This is a genomic window from Paenibacillus sp. 1001270B_150601_E10, assembly GCF_015558675.1.
Lineage (GTDB): Bacteria > Bacillota > Bacilli > Paenibacillales > Paenibacillaceae > Paenibacillus_B.
Map to the genome: position 1 here is coordinate 55,002 of NZ_JADMOL010000009.1, position 19,913 is coordinate 74,914.

Annotated in this window: 17 protein-coding genes and 1 riboswitch; of the genes, 15 read left to right on the forward strand and 2 right to left on the reverse strand. The window is 46.2% G+C overall.

All coding sequences use genetic code 11. The annotated features are described in order from the left end of the window. Window positions 1-78 precede the first annotated feature (78 nt). On the reverse strand, window positions 79-1,338 hold the full coding sequence (locus I2H74_RS18650) for a DUF2515 family protein (RefSeq protein ID WP_195575751.1): 1,260 nt from the start codon (window positions 1,336-1,338) through the stop codon (window positions 79-81). Between the two features lie 143 nt (window positions 1,339-1,481). Between I2H74_RS18650 and I2H74_RS18655 the strand changes: the two genes are divergently transcribed. Both I2H74_RS18655 and I2H74_RS18660 read left to right on the forward strand, forming a co-directional pair. Continuing rightward, window positions 1,482-1,823: a thioredoxin family protein gene (locus I2H74_RS18655; RefSeq protein WP_195575752.1), complete on the forward strand. Its 342-nt coding sequence runs from the start codon at window positions 1,482-1,484 to the stop codon at window positions 1,821-1,823. Window positions 1,824-2,046: 223 nt separating this feature from the next. Further along, window positions 2,047-3,042 (forward strand): COX15/CtaA family protein, encoded by a 996-nt coding sequence (locus I2H74_RS18660; protein ID WP_195575753.1) that lies wholly within the window; start codon window positions 2,047-2,049, stop codon window positions 3,040-3,042. A 145-nt stretch (window positions 3,043-3,187) separates the two neighbouring features. Here the strand turns inward: I2H74_RS18660 and I2H74_RS18665 are convergent, their stop codons facing one another. After that, window positions 3,188-3,367 carry a hypothetical protein gene (locus I2H74_RS18665; protein ID WP_195575754.1) on the reverse strand — a complete coding sequence of 60 codons (180 nt, stop codon included), beginning with the start codon at window positions 3,365-3,367 and terminating at the stop codon, window positions 3,188-3,190. A 321-nt stretch (window positions 3,368-3,688) separates the two neighbouring features. Here I2H74_RS18665 and I2H74_RS18670 point away from each other — a divergent pair, with 321 nt between their 5' ends. The 13 genes from I2H74_RS18670 (at window position 3,689) to I2H74_RS18730 (ending at window position 19,858) form a co-directional block, all read left to right on the forward strand. After that, window positions 3,689-5,479 carry a UbiD family decarboxylase gene (locus tag I2H74_RS18670; protein WP_195575755.1) on the forward strand — a complete coding sequence of 597 codons (1,791 nt, stop codon included), beginning with the start codon at window positions 3,689-3,691 and terminating at the stop codon, window positions 5,477-5,479. Window positions 5,480-5,547: 68 nt separating this feature from the next. Beyond that, the gene (locus I2H74_RS18675) at window positions 5,548-6,297 is read left to right on the forward strand and encodes a Cthe_2314 family HEPN domain-containing protein (RefSeq protein ID WP_195575756.1); all 750 of its coding nucleotides are present in this window, start codon (window positions 5,548-5,550) and stop codon (window positions 6,295-6,297) included. A 149-nt stretch (window positions 6,298-6,446) separates the two neighbouring features. Continuing rightward, a riboswitch (SAM riboswitch) is annotated at window positions 6,447-6,592 on the forward strand. Between the two features lie 212 nt (window positions 6,593-6,804). Further along, window positions 6,805-7,830 carry a methionine ABC transporter ATP-binding protein gene (locus I2H74_RS18680; RefSeq protein WP_195575757.1) on the forward strand — a complete coding sequence of 342 codons (1,026 nt, stop codon included), beginning with the start codon at window positions 6,805-6,807 and terminating at the stop codon, window positions 7,828-7,830. Next, window positions 7,830-8,498 (forward strand): methionine ABC transporter permease, encoded by a 669-nt coding sequence (locus I2H74_RS18685; protein WP_195575758.1) that lies wholly within the window; start codon window positions 7,830-7,832, stop codon window positions 8,496-8,498. Before I2H74_RS18680 ends, I2H74_RS18685 begins: the two co-directional genes overlap by 1 nt. A 103-nt stretch (window positions 8,499-8,601) precedes the next feature. Further along, on the forward strand, window positions 8,602-9,450 hold the full coding sequence (locus I2H74_RS18690) for a MetQ/NlpA family ABC transporter substrate-binding protein (protein ID WP_195575759.1): 849 nt from the start codon (window positions 8,602-8,604) through the stop codon (window positions 9,448-9,450). A 428-nt stretch (window positions 9,451-9,878) separates the two neighbouring features. Then, window positions 9,879-10,895 (forward strand): glycosyltransferase, encoded by a 1,017-nt coding sequence (locus tag I2H74_RS18695; RefSeq protein ID WP_195575760.1) that lies wholly within the window; start codon window positions 9,879-9,881, stop codon window positions 10,893-10,895. 28 nt (window positions 10,896-10,923) lie between these two features. After that, on the forward strand, window positions 10,924-12,078 hold the full coding sequence (locus I2H74_RS18700) for a hypothetical protein (RefSeq protein ID WP_195575761.1): 1,155 nt from the start codon (window positions 10,924-10,926) through the stop codon (window positions 12,076-12,078). Between the two features lie 37 nt (window positions 12,079-12,115). After that, window positions 12,116-13,618, forward strand: a complete 1,503-nt coding sequence (locus I2H74_RS18705; protein WP_195575762.1) for a hypothetical protein — start codon at window positions 12,116-12,118, stop codon at window positions 13,616-13,618. A 23-nt stretch (window positions 13,619-13,641) separates the two neighbouring features. Beyond that, window positions 13,642-15,186, forward strand: coding sequence for a hypothetical protein (locus I2H74_RS18710; RefSeq protein WP_195575763.1), 1,545 nt, complete (start codon window positions 13,642-13,644; stop codon window positions 15,184-15,186). Between the two features lie 10 nt (window positions 15,187-15,196). Beyond that, window positions 15,197-16,447 (forward strand): glycosyltransferase family 2 protein, encoded by a 1,251-nt coding sequence (locus I2H74_RS18715; protein ID WP_195575764.1) that lies wholly within the window; start codon window positions 15,197-15,199, stop codon window positions 16,445-16,447. Window positions 16,448-16,464: 17 nt separating this feature from the next. Further along, window positions 16,465-18,561, forward strand: coding sequence for a cellulose biosynthesis cyclic di-GMP-binding regulatory protein BcsB (locus I2H74_RS18720; protein WP_195575765.1), 2,097 nt, complete (start codon window positions 16,465-16,467; stop codon window positions 18,559-18,561). Continuing rightward, window positions 18,558-19,412: a diguanylate cyclase domain-containing protein gene (locus I2H74_RS18725; protein ID WP_195575766.1), complete on the forward strand. Its 855-nt coding sequence runs from the start codon at window positions 18,558-18,560 to the stop codon at window positions 19,410-19,412. Before I2H74_RS18720 ends, I2H74_RS18725 begins: the two co-directional genes overlap by 4 nt. A 17-nt stretch (window positions 19,413-19,429) precedes the next feature. Next, window positions 19,430-19,858, forward strand: a complete 429-nt coding sequence (locus tag I2H74_RS18730) for a GtrA family protein (protein ID WP_195575767.1) — start codon at window positions 19,430-19,432, stop codon at window positions 19,856-19,858. The last annotated feature ends 55 nt before the right edge of the window (window positions 19,859-19,913 follow it).

A 19,913-nucleotide genomic window follows, 5' to 3' on the forward strand; every position in this document is an offset into this window, starting at 1 on the left:
ATCTTTTGAATTCACAATATAGACCGCAATCATTCATGTAAGATTCTTTATGAATCGAGAAATGGGGTGTTGCGGTCTTTATTTTGTTTCGTGCTCTCTTTTAGCATCATTCCATGCATACAGTGATGTAAGCTCGTCCCACATTCTTTCGTGAAGGCTTGTCATATCGGAGGAAAGGGGAGCTGCGGGCTTATTTAGATATTTCAATGCATCGTCATTTTGCAGCCAATCCTCTTGTTCGAGAGGCGCATGCCGTTCATCTTGATAGACCTCATTAAGCTTTGGACTATAAATGAGCATGCTGCTGCATCCTGCCGAATGCCTGCGATCCGTAAAGCGATGCGGCCAGTAGTCTGCTCGTGAGCCGGTGTGAGGTGTTGATCTTGCAAAGCGCAGCGCTCCTTCAAGCACTTGCTCCGTATGGAACAATAGGGCATACAACTGCTTGCCGAATTCAATACGCTCGCTTAAATCTTGAAACTTCTCAAGCGCCAAGCCTACTAGCGGGGTCGGAGCATGGAGCAAGGGTGAACTGATTGGAAATACAACTTGGTTCATCTGAAGCCATCCGTGTGCTTTAAAGTTGAAGTGATCGATGACCTTTTGCTGATACTCGGGATGATGGACGACAGAGCCCTCGATCACATGCTGCTCGTTAATAATTAATGCGACGGACAGCAAAGGGCTATTGGGCTGAACCCAGAACGAATCCCATATTGGCTTCATAAAGGCAGATACGCGGAATTGTGGAAGCAGGTGGAACAGGCTTCTTCCTAATCTGCGGCTCTCAGCATACAGCATTAATTGCGGAAAAGCATCATGAAAGATCTTGGCATTGCAGCGCTCTAACAGCCTATAGCTCCAGTGACGATCTTCTCTGTTCATCACACTTTCGATGTAATCCCCTTTAAGATCGGTCATGTTCCAGCCGCCATTGCGAGAAACCATATGAGCAAGCAGGGCCCAATGCAATTCAGGATAACTCTCATAGATGCGGTAATAAGCGGTCGTTCGAGTTAAATTGTTTTTGTTGAGATTCGTAACCGTACGTTCAATATGCTGGATGACCTGTCTTTCTTTACGCGACAAAGCGGAAGGTTCCAAAGTAATTGATTTACGGCAATTTATGGAACGCTGGCGCTCCTGTTCAATAACCGCTCGCTGTATATTTTCAGTGACATGCTCGGTTTGGAGATCGCTCCATTCCATTGTTGAGTGAGGCGCAAGCTTTAAGGAATGGCGCAGACCGCCTATTTTTTGCATGATGAGCTCTTTGCTGGTGCCAAGCAGCTGCTGAATCAGCCGTACGAGAGAAGTCCACGGCGGTTGATTAGTCATATTCATGTGGTACTCCTTCTTTACAACAAAGTGGGTATGCTGCTAGTATGCCCGTAATTCGCACATGCAGGCGCAGACGATAAATCCCATTTTCGAAAGTGTGATTTATGTTATAATAAACATCGTAGAAGGAGTGGTTAAACATGGAGAAGGTACAGACTTCAGAACGTTTTAATGAGATTATCGCAGGGCAAGGCAATACAGTAGCGATATTTAAGACCAGTTGGTGTTCAGACTGTCATTACATCGAGCCGTTCATGCCAGAGCTGGAAGAACGCTACAGTAATATTCAGTTTATTGAAGTAGATGCAGAGGCTCTTGTTGATATTGCTCAAGACTATCACATTATGGGCATTCCGAGCTTTGTAGCCTTCAAGGGTGGTAAGGAAACGATTCGTTTCGTGAATAAACTGCGCAAGACGAAGCCAGAGATTGAACAATTTTTAGATCGTTCCTTAGAGGTATCCCAAGCATTAGGCCATTAATCTGTGATGCTATTATGAAGATTATAGTTGTAAATACAGACAGCTCTTATCCAGGCGAATGGGATGAGAGCTTTTTTGTGCGCTAAATAAGCAAGTGGACATCAGGATGCTCATGGTTTCTGTTAAAAATGTCACAGAATATTCGAACAATCTACAACATTTTCCGTTATAATGAAATTAATTGGAATGTTATGCCACTTTCGGCAGCGATCCAAACTGAATAATGGGTCAGGTGAAACGAGTGAAGACGAATCTAACGATCCAGATCAAAAGACTCGCTTACGCCGTATGTATAGGCATGTTCCTTGTCGTACTGAATGGGGCATTGGTGACGAAGACCGAATCTGGCTTAGGCTGCGGGAACGAATGGCCGCTTTGCAACGGCAAGTTCGTACCGGCTTATACGATAGAATCGATGGTGGAATATTCCCACCGGGCAGTGACCGGCATCGTAGGATTGATGGTGCTGGCTGTGTTCGTGTTGGTATGGCGCCATATGAAAAAGAAGCGGGATGCCTTTCTATATGCTTCTTCTATCTTGTTGTTTACCGTTGTTCAAGCGATTATGGGAGCGCTTGCTGTTGTGTATACGCAGAGTCCTCCTGTTATGGCACTGCACTTTGGCTTCTCCTTGCTTGCCTTTGCATCATCCTTCTTGCTGGCGGCTGCGATGCGACGGTATGCGAAGGAGCAGGCAGACTCACCCCGCGTATATCCTAGAGCCGTAACGGATACCTATCGCTATAGTATCTGGCTGACACTTCTATATACCTATATTGTGGTGTATGTTGGTGCTTTTGTTCGTCATACCGATTCATCAGGCGGTTGTATGGGGTGGCCGTTATGCAACGGTCAGGTCATTCCGGAACTATCTGGAGGGACGTTGATTGTATTTATGCATCGATTAGCAGCTTTGCTGCTGTTCATTTTAGTCGCATGGATTGCACACGTGGCTTATCATTCCTATAAGGATATCCCAGAGATTCGCTCGTGTGGAGTATGGACACTTGTGTTATGTGTGGGACAAGTATTAAGCGGGGCGCTTGTCGTATTTACGATTAGCAATGAGAACTGGCTGTTATTTACAAGCCTGCTCCATACCGTATTCATATGTGGGCAATTCAGTGTTCTCTGCCATATGAGCATTCGTGCATGGCAGCTGCGAGAGGATCCAAACAGAGTTGCTGGACATTCAGACAAACGCGAAACGGCAGTATAACGTATATACAAAAGCAGACCTTGATCATCACCCGGTTGGATGAGCATTCAGGGTCTGCTTTTTGATTTGCCTAGACGATGGAGATTTATTGTGGCATAAGCGGCTGCCATTTGTGTTGTTATTTGTTTATTCACGACCTTTGGGTTCATGCCCCTTTAGGCTGCTGTTCTTGCTCGGATTCATTTCCTTCGCCGAGGAATACAACGGCGCATGCAGCCTTAGCGGCTTCCAGCCAGCGAGCATTCCAGCGAGTTTGTACGGTTTGGCTTGCTTTTCCTTTTCTGATTTGATTGTCTTTCGTTTGGTTAACATGATTTGTTTTCATTGGACGTTCCTCCTTTTATTTTCTTGCTGCCGCTTGATAACTTTATTGTAAAGGATATAGGAACGGATAAGCCATGTTTTGAGCTTACGGGAACCTTACAATGTCGTCATGTCGTATTTACGGATATTGTGACATTTCCACATGTTCCGATGCTTGGGATTACATGCGAAAACGATTATACTTAAGACTATGAGTAATGTGTACCAATGTATGTTTCCCGAATGGAAATGTAAAGGTTGAAGAAGCTAATAACCATGCTTGAAGCTGCAATTATTCATGCAGCATACATAGTCAGCATCGTTTTGTCTAAGGAGGACCATAATGGCATTTACCAATATTAGATCTTTTGTAGAAAGGCTGAAGCAAGAGCAGGACATCGCAATCATTGACGCAGAAGTCGATCCGTACCTTGAGATTGCGGAGATCCACCGCAGAGTGATTGACGAGCAGGGGCCGGCACTGTTGTTTACGAATGTGAAGGGCAGCCCATTTCCTGTTGCCACGAACTTGTTCGGTACGATGCGCCGTGTTGACATGTCCTTTGGGACAAAGCCGGAGCAATTTGCTAATCAAGCTGTGGAAGCGATCCATAAGCTGCTGCCTCCTACGCCGAAAAAGTTGTGGGATCAGCGCTCGATGTTCTTTGATCTGCTAAAAGTTGGCTTAAAGGATGTATCTCCAAGCCAAGCGCCGATTACACAGGTGAGAAGAACGGAGAAGCCGCTTGAAGGGCTCCCTGCGCTCACAAGCTGGCAGCTGGACGGCGGTCCGTTTATTACACTGCCGCTCGTTTACACTGAACATCCAACTCTTGGCGCTAGCGACCATAATCTTGGGATGTACCGCATCCAGATTTATGATGATCATACAACAGGCGTGCACTGGCAGATTCAAAAAGGAGGCGGCTTCCACTATCATGAGGCAGAGAAGCTCAATCAGGACTTCCCTGTATCTGTTATCGTAGGTGGTCCGCCGTCCTTGATCGCTTCTGCGATTGCGCCATTGCCCGAGAAGCTGCCAGAGCTGCTGATGGCATCGTTTATGCTTGGAGAACGACTGCCGATGGTAGACAGTGGTTTTGCTGGTCATCGCATTCCTGCTGAAGCGGACTTTGTCATTCAAGGCTTCGTCCCGCCGCATATTCGTCGTCCAGAGGGGCCGTTTGGCGACCACTACGGCTACTATTCATGGGTGCATGACTTCCCTGTACTTAACGTCAAGCAAATGTATCATCGCAAAGATGCCATTTATCCTGCTACGGTTGTAGGCAAGCCTCGTCAAGAGGACTACTTCCTTGGCGAATATTTGGTGCGTCTGCTCTCGCCAGCCTTCCCGTTTGTCATGCCTAGCGTGCGCAAAGTTCACCCATATGCTGAGACAGGGGTTCACTCCATGGCTGCAGCCGTTGTGCGTGAATCATACTCCCGTGAAGCGCTGCTATCAGGCTTCCGCATCCTGGGAGAAGGTCAGCTAAGCTTGACGAAGTTCTTGTTCTTGACTGACCAGATGGTTGACCTAGAGAACTTCCCGCAGCTGTTGGAGGCAGTATTGGCACGCTTTAAGCCAGAATCTGATCTATATGTCATCAACAATACGTCTCATGACACGCTTGATTATACGGGGCACAAGCTCAATCATGGCAGTAAAGGAATTATGCTCGGCGTAGGCGAGCCGGTACGCGATCTGCCTAGAGCTTACACGGAAGGGATAATCGAGGAAATTCATGAGGTAGAACCATATTGCGGCGGATGCTTGGCTGTATCAGGCGCAAGCTACGAGGAAGAGCCAGAGCTTGCCTCTCGTTTGATGAACCGCTTGGCTGAGAAAGGCACAGAATGGCCGCTCATCTTCCTTGTCGATGATGCGAAGACGACGGTCAGCAGCCAGCTTGAATTCCTATGGGTCGTGTTCACTCGCTTCAATCCTGCTTCGGATATATATGCTGCAACTGAGATACGCCAGCATCACTTAAGCTACAAGCTTCCCATTGTTATCGATGCGCGTATGAAGCCTGGATATCCAGACGAGCTTATTCCTCGCGAAGACATCGTCCAGAAGGTTGATGAGCGCTGGAAACAGTATTTCCCGAATGGGCTGTCCGGTAAAGGTTGATCAACGGTTCGTTGGACATACTATACGTTACTTCGGAAGGCAAGACGGGACAGAGTGGAGGATTGAACATGCTTCGAATGATCTTCGGTGAAGAGCCGCGCAGGGATGAGGGATTATTGAAGGATGCCATGGGCGCCATGGATCAATATCTCATTCGTGTAAGAAAGAATATGAAGCTGGACGGAGATCCCAAGCATCGATATCGCCAGCATGAGATCTGGACTGTCGGACTGAAAACTTCACTGGATGAACTGGAGCAAAGCCTTTATGTAGCGGAGCGCTTTGCTGATCGAGTAACAAAGGCGTACCAAGCAGAGATGAATGAAGATGAACTGGATGATTATTATCGACATGTCTATTTTTATAAAAATGGCTTTATCCGTGTCTTCTCCATTCTGGACAAGCTTGGCAATGTGATGAACGATGCGATGTTTCTCGAGACAGAGAAGATGAAGCAGCGCTTCTCCTTCTTTACCGTCTTACGCAATATGCAGAAACGGGGGACTGCTCCTGAGCTTGTGAGTCGCTTAACCGCGATCAAGGAGGAGTATCATCTTCCGCTTCAGCACCTGCGTAAGCGAAGAAATACGGAGATTCATCATATGAATACCGAGATGCAGGACGATCTCTGGCAGCGCCATCGGAGCTTGAATGAGAAGATCAAGCTGGAGAACATTGATGAGCATATCGAAGACCTAAGACAAGGATATATGGCCGTATGCCAAATTCTTATTGCCGTCTTTACGATCTTGGAGCGTGATCGTACTTATACGAAACCTCCGACACATAAGGTGGCTCGGCGTCGGAAGAGATCATGAAATGGCGGCAACCTGCCTTTATTTTACTTTTATCAAGCGCGATGCTTAGATTCAGAAACATTCAGAAAAGATTTCAAAAGTTAAAAAATGTATGTTGACATGCTTAATTCCGTCTTATATACTGTGAATTAACTTCATAACAACCATTTTTCTTATCCAGAGAGGCGGAGGGACAGGCCCGATGAAGCCCGGCAACCGATCGTACAAGCCCGGACATGCATTACACGATGCATGCTTGTACGGTGACTATGGTGCTAATTCCTTCAAGACACAATTGTGTCTTGGCAGATGAGAAAAGGGAGAATTATTTCGCATGTGCGTTATTGGAATGATACCCCCTTTTGGCAGCTGCCAAGAGGGGGTTTTTTGTATCCATTTCAACAAAAAAAAGCAGCATTGGACTTGGCCGAGGTAAGAAAACATGAAGGCGTGCATGTAAACCATTGTTTGATAATGGTGGCCAGATGAAATGCACATGATAATACAAGGAAGGCAGGTGTTCACACCTTGATTGAAATCAAACAACTATCGAAGCGTTATCCTGGCAAAGGAAAAAAGGAAGGCATGCTTGCCTTGGATAACATCGATCTTCACATAGATGCTGGCGAGATTTACGGCATTATTGGCCACTCCGGTGCGGGTAAAAGTACTTTGCTCCGCACGATGAACCTGCTTGAGCGTCCTACATCAGGAACGATTACCATTGCTGGCATTGAGCTGACTTCGTTGTCGAAGAAAGAACTGCAGCAGCAGCGAAGCAAGATCGGCATGATCTTTCAGCATTTTAATCTGCTGTCATCGGCTACGGTGTATGACAATATCGCATTTCCACTTCAGTTGGTAAAGACACCAAAGCATAAGATTGATGCTAAGGTAAATGAGCTTATTCGCTTGGTGGGGTTAGAGGAGCATCGCGATAAATATCCTGCACAGCTGTCAGGCGGGCAAAAGCAGCGTGTTGGGATTGCAAGATCACTTGCCAATGATCCAAAGGTGCTGCTGTGCGATGAAGCAACATCAGCGCTTGATCCACAGACAACACAGTCGATTCTTAGTCTGCTGCTTGAGATCAACAAGCAATTTGGCATTACAATCGTCTTGATCACGCATGAGATGCATGTCATTCAGACGATCTGTGACCGCGTAGCGGTGATTCACGGGGGGAACATTGTAGAACAGGGCAATGTCGTGGATGTATTTTTAAAGCCTCAGCACGAGGTGACACAAGAGTTTATTATGGAAGAAAACCATCTCGGTGATTTGGGGTCTTGGGCAAGCTTCAAAGGCAAAGATGGATTGCATTCGCGCATTATGAAGATTCATTATCTTGGAGAGCTTACCTATGAACCGATTCTGCACCGTGTTCTTTCCGCAGCAGGCATTGAATTTGCAATTCTGCAAGGAACGATCTCACGGATGAAGGATACACCATACGGGCAGCTTATTATCCGAATGGATGGCAAGGAAGAAGCGTTAAGACATGCTGCAGTTTCTCTTGCTGAGCAAGGACTTGAAGTGGAGGTGCTGGCCTAATGTTTGGACTCGATTGGAATGAGATTAGTTGGAGTGAAGTATCGACGGCTTCCATCGACACGCTCAGCATGCTTGGCTTCTCTGTCCTATTCACCTTTATCCTTGGACTTCCGCTAGGCGTTGTTTTGTTCATGACAGGCAGATCAAAGTCCATGTGGGTGCAAGCCATTCATAATGTGTTGTCGGTTATCGTGAACATTTTGCGTTCTGTGCCGTTCATCATTCTCATGATTGCGATTATCCCATTAACAAAGATTCTGGTAGGCACTTCGATTGGGGTAAAAGGAACGATTCCGGCATTAGTCTTGGCCGCTGCACCGTTCTTTGCACGCATTGTCGAAACCTCGCTTCGTGAGGTGGATCGAGGTGTCATAGAGGCTGCTCAAGCGATGGGAGCTTCTACTTGGCAGATTGTTCGCAAAGTGCTTCTTCCTGAATCGATGCCAGGACTCATTGCAGGTCTAACGATAACCGCGGTTACATTGGTGTCCTATACGGCCATGTCCGGTTTCGTAGGCGGTGGGGGACTAGGAGATTTGGCTATCCGATACGGATACCAGCGTTATGAATTTACCGTCATGATCGTGGCGATTGTTATTCTTGTCATCCTCGTGCAGATTCTGCAGTGGATCGGGGACGCCTTCGTCAAGCGCTATACAAGAAAATAGATAAATCGCTCTATGGAGCTTTTTATATAACAGCATGCTTTGTCTTACAAGATTACAAACCATATATGGAATGATCCATATTCATTGGAAGGGGAAATGAGAGATGAAAAACGCAAGCAGAAAGTTGACTTTATTCGTATCTATTCTTACATTGGTAGCCTTGTTGGCAGCATGCGGCAGCAAGCCGGCGCAAGAAAACAATAATGCTGCTGGCAACGGCGCTGCAGCAGAAACAACGAAGCTTGTCGTTGGAGCTACAGCTAAACCTCACGCTGAAATTCTGAAGCATATCCAGCCGGCTCTTAAAGAGCAAGGCATTGATCTGGAAATCAAGGAATTCACAGATTATGTACAGCCAAACGTTCAAACGGATGAAAAACAGCTGGATGCAAACTTCTTCCAGCACAAGCCGTACTTGGATGAGCATGTTGCAAAGGCAGGCTTGAAGCTTGTATCGGTTGGCAACATTCACGTTGAACCATTTGGCGCTTACTCCCAAAAAATCAAATCCATCGATGAGCTTAAAGATGGTGCTACAATAGCGATTCCTAATGACCCGACAAATGGCGGTCGTGCGTTGCTCTTAGTTGAAAAGCAAGGTCTGATCAAGCTTAAAGAAGGTGCTGGCTTAACAGCAACCGTACGCGACATCGTGGAGAACCCTAAGAATCTTCAGTTCAAAGAGCTTGAAGCGGCAATGCTTCCACGTGTGCTAGGTGAAGTAGACTTTGCATTGATCAATACGAACTATGCGCTTGAAGCAGATTTGAATCCAACAGAAGATGCACTCTTCATTGAGGACAAAGATTCTCCATATGCGAACATCCTTGTCGCACGTGAGGACAACCAAAATTCCGAAGCGATTCAAAAGCTTCTCAAAGCGCTTCAATCCGATGACGTTAAAACATTCATCGAAGAGCAGTACAAAGGCGCAATCGTGCCAGCGTTCTAATCGAATTGAACCGATAAGGCAATCATAAATAAGAGCAGTCTATTCCTAAGGAGTAGGCTGCTCTTTTTGTTTTTTACCTAAAAATCAAATAATGGAATTTAATGGTCCTAAAGTTCCATGTTACAATTTTTGTCGAAGGAGCAGCCGTTATAAGAAAAGCTTGGCGAATAAAAATGAAATACAAAGAAATTTTATGAAAATAATTGCAAAACTACGAAAAATGCCATAAAGTACTTATGGCTACGGAAATTTACTGTGTTATATTGGGTATATTCATCTTTAGATAGGTTTAGTAAATAAACAATTAAATTTAAAGGAATGAATTGCAATATTCTGTTAATTTATTCATTATTATGTTATGTTTGTTTTATGGGTAATTAGTCCTATTTTATAAAAGGTACATTAGGTCTATAAGGGGTGGGAGTGAGATGGACGATAAATGCATATCGGTAGTAATCCCTGCTTACAATGAGGAGGAAGTTATTGCGCAGTGCTATCAAGCACTCACGAAAGTGATGGCTGCAACGCGCTATAGATACGAACTCGTCTTCGTAAATGATGGCAGCAAGGATCGTACGATAAGCATTCTTGACGAGCTGGCAAGGCAGGATTCCTGTGTACGAGTTGTGAATTTTGCTCGCAACTTTGGTCATCAAGCAGCGGTAACAGCGGGTATTAATCAAGCAAAGGGCGATTGTGTCGTGATTATCGATGCGGATCTTCAAGATCCGCCGGAAGTCATTCATCGCATGTTGGACAAGTGGGAAGAGGGCTATGATGTTGTGTATGGCAAGCGCAGAAAGCGCAAAGGCGAAACCTTATTCAAGCTCGCTACGGCATCAATGTTTTACCGCTTCCTTCAATATATGTCCGACACGGAGATTCCTAGAGATACGGGAGACTTTCGTTTGATTGATCGCAAGGTTGTTCATATATTCAATCGGATGACTGAGAAAAATAAATTTATTCGAGGCATTATCAGCTGGATCGGCTTTAATCAAACCTTTGTGGAGTACGATCGAGATGAACGGGCTGCGGGTGTAACGAAATATCCTTTCCGCAAAATGATAGCTTTTGCTTCTGATGGCATTTTCAGCTTCTCATCCAAGCCGCTTAAGCTTATTACACGCATGGGGATGATTACAGTAGTCCTCGCCTTTGCTGTGCTTGTCTATTCCTTATGCGCGAAGCTGCTGAATCTGCCTGAAGTAGAGCGCGGCTGGACTTCATTGATGACAGCCATTACGCTGTTCAGTGGAGTACAAATGCTGTCGCTGGGCATTATGGGCGAGTATATTGCGAGGATCTATGATGAGAGCAAAAATAGACCGCAGTATATTGTAAGAGAGACGATTCATTATTCTAATGAAGAGCACCAAGCCGGCCAAAGAGAGGCCGCGGCAGCTCATGAGATTGCGTCGGCATATGAAGTCGTTTCGAAGTAGTACCCTAAAGGAAAGCAGGGGTGTAGGTTTGAGAACGGGACAGAAGGTTAAAAACAGATGGGCGCGAGGAATGTGCGTCATATTGTTGCTAAATGTGCTTGTAGCTTGCGGCAACAGCTCCAATGAGGTCGTTGTCGAGCCGCCTCAAAGACAGCCTCTTTTAGCTGATGTGCATTATGGAGAGAAGCTGAAGCTTGAGAGCAGCCGCAAGCTTACAGAAGCATTTGTGACGAGCAAGATGACGGGGCCATACGGTGTGTATACGAACTATAAGGAGACCAGCGAGTCGGACATGGCTGCGACCGGGCATGAAGTACTGAGCGAATCCGCAGGCCTGATGATGCGATATTATGCATTAACGAATCAGGGGGATGCCTTTGATAAAGAGTGGAAGCAAGCAGAAAAGACGTTCGAGATTCCGTCTGGCTTCAGCTATCGCTACAGCCCGAAGCAGGACAAGACGTATACGATCAATGCTTCCGTTGATGATCTTCGGATCATTCGAGCGCTATATGAAGCTCATGAGCAATTTGATCAGCCTGAATACTTGAAGCTTGCAAATGAGTATGGAGCTCGCTTCTTCAAGCATAACATCAAGGATGATCAGTTGTTTGATTTTTATGATGATAAATACAAGATGACAAATAACTTCATTACACTGTGTTATATCGATTTAACGACGCTCAAGCTGCTTCCGATTCCGGAACAAGAGCAGAAACAGCTCCTTCGCAATATGGAGAGCATAATGGAGCATGGCTATTTATCGGATCGTTTCCCTTTTTACGAGACAAGATACCACTATGATACACGTACATACAGCTCTGACGGAATCAATACCGTGGAGTCCCTGCTCACGATTCTATCCCTTGCAGAAGCAGGGCAGCATCATCCAGAGAGTATCGCGTATATCAAGGAGCAGGTACAGAATGGAACGCTCTACGGTCAATACGATAAAGGTGGCAAGCCGCTGAATGATATTCAGTCAACGGCCATCTATGCGATTACGGCGATGATAGGCTCTGTTCTGCAAGATGTTACTTTATATGAAGACAGTATTAAGCGCATGGAGCAGCTTCGCGTAAATGATGAGACAAGCCCGTTTTTCGGTGCTTATGGAGATCCCTCCACTGAGATGGCGTTCTCCTTTGATAATCTGATGGCGTTGCTCGCTTATGCTCATTAAGTTGAAGCGAGTCAAGAATGGAAGGCAGGTGCAGAACATGACAAAAAACCGGATGGCCAAGCTGGAGGAGAGACTGAACATATGCAGCCGCTATGTGTCTCCATCTCTGTTCGCCGCTTCACTTGTGCTGATCATTACGGTCATTGCCTTGTTCGTGCCGCCTTATATTGGAATGGCGGATAACGGAGACTATTTCCGTATTCTATACAGCAATGGATTGTACTTTAACGCCCCAGACTATGACAGCCTGTACCTAGGCTACTTTAATAAGCAATTCGGGATCTTTCAATACTTTAACGAGAATGGGGCTACTTTAACGTCATCACAGTCACTGCTAATTCGCCTGTCGATATGGATCAATTCCTGGTTTGATCCAGAGGTGTTCGATATTCGGGTGCAAGGAGCGTTTTTGACGCTAATGTATACGTTAGCGGTCTATCTCATGGTGGAGGCTCTGACGTGGAAGGTGCCTGCTAAATACGGTTATTTGGTTGCTATTCTCTCTGTATTTTTATTTGCAGACACCGCGTATACCGCATTCTTTAATTCCTTTTTTAGTGAAAGCATTGTCTGGATCACGCTTATCTTGTTATTTGCCTCAGGGCTTCTCTTATTTAGGAAACGGTACTCCGATTACGTGATGATGGGCATATTCTTTTTCAGTGGGCTGTTGCTTACGACGAGCAAGCAGCAAAATGCCCCTGTAGGCGTGATCATTGCGATTATGGGTATTATTTTTATTTTCATTCGGAAACAGCGAAGCTACCGGGCGATGATGGCTTCATCGCTTGCGCTTCTCATGATTGCAGGGGTTGCCACATATGTGCTGATCCCAAAAGAATTTGTGAATATCAACCAATACCACGCGATGACGCGAGGTGTGCTGATGCAATCGGAGGATCCAGAGGAGACACTGAAGTCATTTGGCATCGATAAGCAATATGCGATTCTCAACAAGAGCATTTATTATGAGCCGTACACGACGGTGGATGTCGATTCCAAGATTCTAGAGGACGAGTTTTATAGTCATTACGGCTTCGTATCCATATTGGCCTATTACTTGACCCATCCGGATCAAGCCGGCAAGATGCTCGATCTTGCAGCTAAAAATGCGTTTACGATTCGGCCGCCTGCGATGGGCAACTATGAAAAATCGGTTGGGAAGCCCTTTGGCGCGCAGACGACCTTTTTCTCAGGGTACAGTGATCTAAAGCGCGCGCTTGCTCCAAAGACATTTGGCTTCATTGTCATTTGGATGCTGCTCATCACGGGGATCTACATGCCACAGTTTGTGGCAGCAATTAAGGCCAAACATATTCGCAGCATGGTGAGACTGCCCCTGCTGCTCATGCTTATGCTGATGGGGTTGTCTGGAATCCTCGTATCGATTATCGGCGCAGGGGATGCGGACTTATCGAAGCACGAATTTTTATTTACAGCGGCTTTTGATTTAGTGACCTTAGCCGCCATATCGGATGCGATTACACGCAGTTTATGGCAGAACAAGACCGAGGTTGCAACGGAATCCAAATCAGCCTAAGAATGAGGAAGGAGAGGATTATAATGGAGATCGGCTCTGGCTGGAAAAAAGGAATATGGCTCATCATGAGCTTGCTGCTTCTCTTACCAGCACCTGCACATGCGGTCAATAAGCCTGCTCCTTCCTCCGCGCTTATTGTGTATGACAGCTTGGCAATTGGGACGGAGCGAGAGGGCAATGTCGAGGTGTTGAAAAGACTGTTGGCTTCCTTTCGGATTCAGGTTACTACTGAGTCCATCGATTCCTATAAGACAGGCTCACTAGAACAATACTCACATCTGATAGAGGTTCACAATCGGTCCGATCTGCTAGAAGAACCCAACGATTATGTAACGGACCTTCAAGCTTATAAGGGAAATGTGCTGTATATCGGCGAGAAGCCGAGGGACAAGCTTGCTCAAGCGCTTGGCCTTCAGGTGAAGGGTGTAGAGAAGATGGTGGATCTATCAATCGGACCATTTGCCGAGCAGTCCATTCATGTCCCTTATCTTGTCGGCTCCACACTAGCTCAAGAACAATGGTATGGGACGTTGAAGCCTCACCAATCGAATCAGTTCTATCCTTACGGGATAAGAAGCGGAGCCTATGCTTATGTTCCTTTTTTGGAGAAGGACACGCTTAGTGAGATTGCAATAACCTATTTGCTTAAGGACTGGCTGCAGACTGCACAGAACACGAACTATTATGTTGTATTTAAAGAAGTCTATCCCTTCTCCGATCTAAGCTTGCTGGAACGGATGTCGGATGAGCTATACGAGGCAGGGATACCGTTTATTGTGAGTGTGCGTCCTGTGTTCAGCAACACCGACTATCCCGCGATGAAGCGGTATTTAATTGCGCTAAAGTATGTTCAATCTCGAAATGGCACGATCTTTGTGAACGCGCCTGTTGTCGCCTGGACGATTCAGGATCTGGATCGAAGCTTGCATACCCAGATGGAACATTTCATAGATGTGCTTGCCGATGGCGGGGTTGTACCGCTTGGCATGGGAGCAGAGATGTATTGGTCGTATGATCAGCATTATGTGAAGGAAGGAATGTCGTTCTTCGATTCCGCTATCTTGTACCCTAATGAAGGGCTTATGCATAAAGCGCAGATGAATACGTCCAAAGCCTTCTCCTCTGAGCTGTATAGCATACAACCAGAGCTGCTGAGCCGGTATCTCCTAGATGGAAGGCTGATGGACCCGCTGCCGATGGATACCGCTCTAACCTTTGATTTTCCTCAACAGGAATCAGGGCTTGTGCCGATCTTAGAGGGACTTAAAAACAGCTGGATCACCTTTGAGGACTATAAAAATGGAAGCCACACTGTAAAAACCGAGAAGTATGAGCTTAAGTCACAGCAAGGCTCGCTGCTTCGGAATGGTGAGCGTGTAGGCTTGCAGGCAGACCGTGAGGAAACAAGCTCTGATTACGTATATAAGGAACAGGAAGAGAAGAGCTTTGAGACCTGGTTCAGCGTCCAAAACAAAATCTTTATCGTGATTATTTTTATCACATTAATCGTGTTCTCAGGCTTCCTGATCGTGGGATACCGTATGTATAAACGGAAATATTACAAGTAGGGAGGCAGTCATGACTGTTGCAGACATCCTGATGATGATTGCCGTTGTGAGCATATGGTCCTTATTGCTCGTTAACGTGGTCCTCATTGTCGCTGGCTATTTATATTACATCGAAAATGAAAAACGGGACGTGCCTCCGCTCCCAGAAGATGCGCCATTCGTCACAATTATGGTGCCTGCACATAATGAAGGCAAGGTCATTACGCAGACGGTAGAAGCGCTCCTTAGACTGGATTATCCGCATGATCGCTATGAAATTATTGTGATCAACGACAACTCAAGCGATAACAGCAGCGAGCTGCTTGCTAATCTGCAGGCAAAGAATCCGAGCCGCAATCTTATCATTATTAACACCGACAAGGTGACAGGTGGCAAAGGGAAGTCCAATGCGCTTAATATTGGCTTCAAGCAAAGCAGAGGCGAATATATTGCCATCTATGATGCGGACAATACACCTGAGAAGACCGCTCTTCGCTATCTGGTAGGCGAGATTACGCATGATCCGTCGCTAGGTGCGGTAATCGGCAAATTCCGCACACGCAATCGCGATGCGAGTCTGTTGACGCGCTTCATCAATATCGAAACGCTGTCCTTTCAGTGGATGGCGCAAGCAGGCCGTTGGAAGCTATTCAAGCTCTGCACGATTCCAGGCACGAACTTTATTATGAGACGAGAGATCATTGAGCGGATCGGCGGCTGGGATGTAAAAGCGATCGCAGAGGATACAGAAATCAGCTTTCGGATCTATATGATGGGCTATCGGATTAAGTTTCAGCCAAAGTCGGTAACATGGGAGCAGGAACCTCAGACGTTAAAGGTATGGTTTAAGCAGCGGACAAGATGGGCGAAGGGAAACATTTATGTCATTGTCAAAAATATTCCGCTTCTCTTTGATCGATCGGCCAAGCGCATCCATTTTGATCTGCTTTATTTCTTGTCGATCTATTTCCTGCTGCTTACCTCGCTAGTTATGTCTGATGTGCTGCTGATCCTGCATGCATTAGGCTATGTCCATACGACGATAGCAGGACTAAGCTCCTTTTTATGGCTGCTTGCCATCATATTATTCGTAACAGGCACCTTCGTGACCTTGATTACGGAAAAGGGTGAAATGAGACTGTCTAATCTGTGGATTATCATGCTGATGTACGTTTCTTACTGTCAACTATGGATGGTTGTGGCGGCTTACGGCTTATACAACTACATCAAGGATTTAATATTTAAGCGAGAAGTGAAATGGTACAAAACAGAACGTTATTAAGACAGGGGGGAGAACACGTGAGTACAAGAGCAAGAGCACTTCTATCAAGTATGCTTTGCTTTATTATCTTATTTATCTCGAGCGGACAGGTGTACGCCCTGCCGAATCTTGGCACGAATCAATTGACTTATGAAGCGCCGCTTAGTTCGAATAATGTGTCGTTATCAGGGGTAACCGCTGCACGTTCTCTTTATATTCAACTAGAGGACTACTGGAATGTGAGCAATCTTACGCTCCACTTGGACTATCAGGCAACCCAGCTTGCTAGGGGGGAAGAATCCAGCGTCACCCTTGCTATGAACGGCACCAAATTCTACTCCTTCCGACCGGTAGTAGATGATCAGAATAAGCAAAGCCTGAGCGTATCCGTTCCGAAAGAGCTCCTAATCAAAGGCAGCAATACGCTGTCTATTGAAGGCTATATCATTACGAATTTGCCTGACCAGATTTGTGTTCCCATTGAGAAGCGGGACAATTGGCTGGAGCTGTATAAGACCTCCTTCTCAACTACGACATTTACGAAGACAGATACAATCAACAGCATTCGGGAATTCAATCAGCAGTTTGTGGGATTGGATACGTTAAAGGAAAAGAAAAGCGCCATTGGCGTACCAAACAATAGTGAATCCCAGGAGCTGGAAGCAGCGGTTTATGCTCTCTCTGGCTTTGCGAAAAGCAACCGTTCAGAGGAAAATGCCATCCCTATGCTTCCTTTCCATGATCCGAAGCTAGAGGCTCGTGAAATGGTTGCGATCGTATCCTTGTACGACCAGCTTCCTGAGCAGTGGAAGCAAGCGCTGGGGCAGGTTAATGTGGACAATAAGGCCCTGATCCGTGTTGCGAATACGGATCATCAGTCTGCTCTCATTATTACTTCTAAGGACCCTGCAATGCTTGAAAAAGCAGGCCGGCTAGTCGGGAACCAGACCTTGGTCAGCCAATTGGACGGCCAAGAGAAGTGGGTGGACGCCAATACAAATGTCGACACACCAGACGTTACGGTAAGAAGGGATGTTACCTTGACAGAGACCGGGGATAAGCTGACCGGTATGATGCATCAAGAGAAGAGCTACTTTGTATCGCTTCCTGCGAACCGCTTCATCGCGGAGGCGAGCAAGATCAGTCTTGATTTTCGTTACTCCGACAATTTGGACTTTGATCGTTCACTTGTTACGATATTGATTAACAATACGCCGATTGGCAGCAAGAAGCTGACGAAGGAACTGTCCAATCAGGATCAGCTTACGCTTACCATCCCGAAAAACTTGGACGTTTCGGGGAACTTCTCTGTGACGGTAGCCTTCGATCTGGAGCTAAAGAGCGCAGGCTGTATTGAGCTTCAGGATCAGATGCCTTGGGCTTATATAACGAAGGAATCCATGCTTCAATTAAATACGAAGGATCGGACCGATCTGTTGTTCAACAATTACCCGAATCCGTTCCTAAGAGACGCAAGCTTCAATAAGGTTGCCGTTATGCTGCCGACAGAGATGGATTCCTACACGTATTTGACGGTCGGGAACTTGTTTCATCTATTAGGCAAATATGCTGAAGTGAATACGGGGGAAGTGGTGTTCTTCAACCAGCAGAACATGCCAAAGGAATCCGAGCTTGAGCAGTACAACCTTATATCTATTGGATCCTATAAGAGCAATCCTTGGGTTCAGCAGCATAATAAGGAATTGTTTTTCAAATACAGTCAAGACGGTGCAGGAATCGTCTCTAACGAGAAGATCAGCATCGAGGAGGAATACGGCAAGCGAATTGGCACGCTGCAGATGCTGCAGTCGCCTTATGCACCAGGGTATGGCTGGCTTGCTGTTACAGGAGCAAGCTCGAAATATGATTACCTCGCTTCCAACCTGCTCGCTACAGAGAAGGGGAAGTGGAAAGTGTATGGCGATGGCGTCGTTACGGATATAGATGGCAACCTCCAAGCGTTCCGGTTTAAAAAGCAAGCAGAACAAGAAGGTAATAGTCTCCTGAATGAGCTTGCGGAGCGGGGCGATGTGCTTGGCTTTATCGTGGTTCTTGGCTTGATCTTTATTATGGTGGTCATCTCCCTGATTCTCCTGATTCGCAAGTATAGAAAAAGAGCGGGGGGAGAACGATGAAACGCTATCAGAGCAGCTTGATGTCTGACGCAGCCTTTCTGCTGCTGTTTGTCATTTGCTTCGTTCACATTGTGTTTACCGCTGGCAATCCGGATCGCTACTTGATCAACATGATTCTCCTAAACATGTCGTTTCTTGTTGCGATCATTACGTACTTTACGAGCATTACGGTAGGGCTTATCCTGAATATTGTATTTATTTTCGGCTATGGTACGTATACGTTGTATCAAACCGTTATTGTTGGCGAGACACTTCAGTCCTATCATTATTACTGGTTGATCATGACGCCGGTATTTACGGCTGTTGTGGCGCTGTTGACGTTTGCGAACAAGCGGCTTCAGGAAGAGAAGGAGCAGCTTCAGCGGAGGAACGCTTCGCTTGCGACCATCGATGAGCGGACCAATCTGAAGAATAGCCGCTCCTTCCAAAGCGACGCGACCATCTTCATGGCATTGTCTACACGCTATCAGATTCCGCTAACGCTGCTCGTCATGACAGTGAAACACTGGGACGAGCTCAGCCGCATGATTAGTGAGGCACAGATTACGGAGATGGTATTCGATATCTCGAAGCTGAGCGAGACCAGTATTCGGATGAATGACTCCTTATATATGCTGAATGCGGATTATCCTACATGGGGACTGTTGTTGTTCACAGATCAGGATGGCGCTAATGTTGTGGTGAAGCGATTAAAGGAGAAGGTGGAGTCCTTCAACACCATCGAGTTTTCGAACAAATACAAGCATGAAATGAAGTTGACGATTGGAGCTATTCAGTACAATCCTGAAGAGATCCCTACTCCGCTTGATTTCATTAAAAAGGCTCGTCAGAAGATGGAGTTTGATGTGTAGAAGGTGAGGTTCCGATTATGTCCAAAGCGACAACCGAGTCGCTGCGCTCCTTTATTCGATTTGGACTCGTTGGAGTCGTCAATACTGGGGTTGATTTCGCTGTATTCTCCTTGTTGACGTGGTGGCAGACGCCCTGGCTCATTGCCCAGATTGTTGCTTACAGCTGCGGAGTACTGAACAGCTTTCTGATGAACCGAACGTGGACGTTCAAGCAGGAGGGGCCATGGAATAAGGGGCTGATACGTTTCATTTTGCTTAATGTGTGCACACTTGGCGTTACATCCTTATGCATTCTGCTCCTGCATGAACAGTTCGGATTATCCATGCTTGTGAGCAAGGCTGCAGCTACCGTTATAGGTGTTCTGGTTAACTTTGCAGGAAGCCGCTGGTGGGTATTCCGTGAGCCCTCACGTACAGCTGAGAAGCAGGATATGAGTCATTCATAAAAGTTAGAAGGCAGGAGCTCTATTAGAGGCGGCACAGATCGCATAGAGCCCCTGC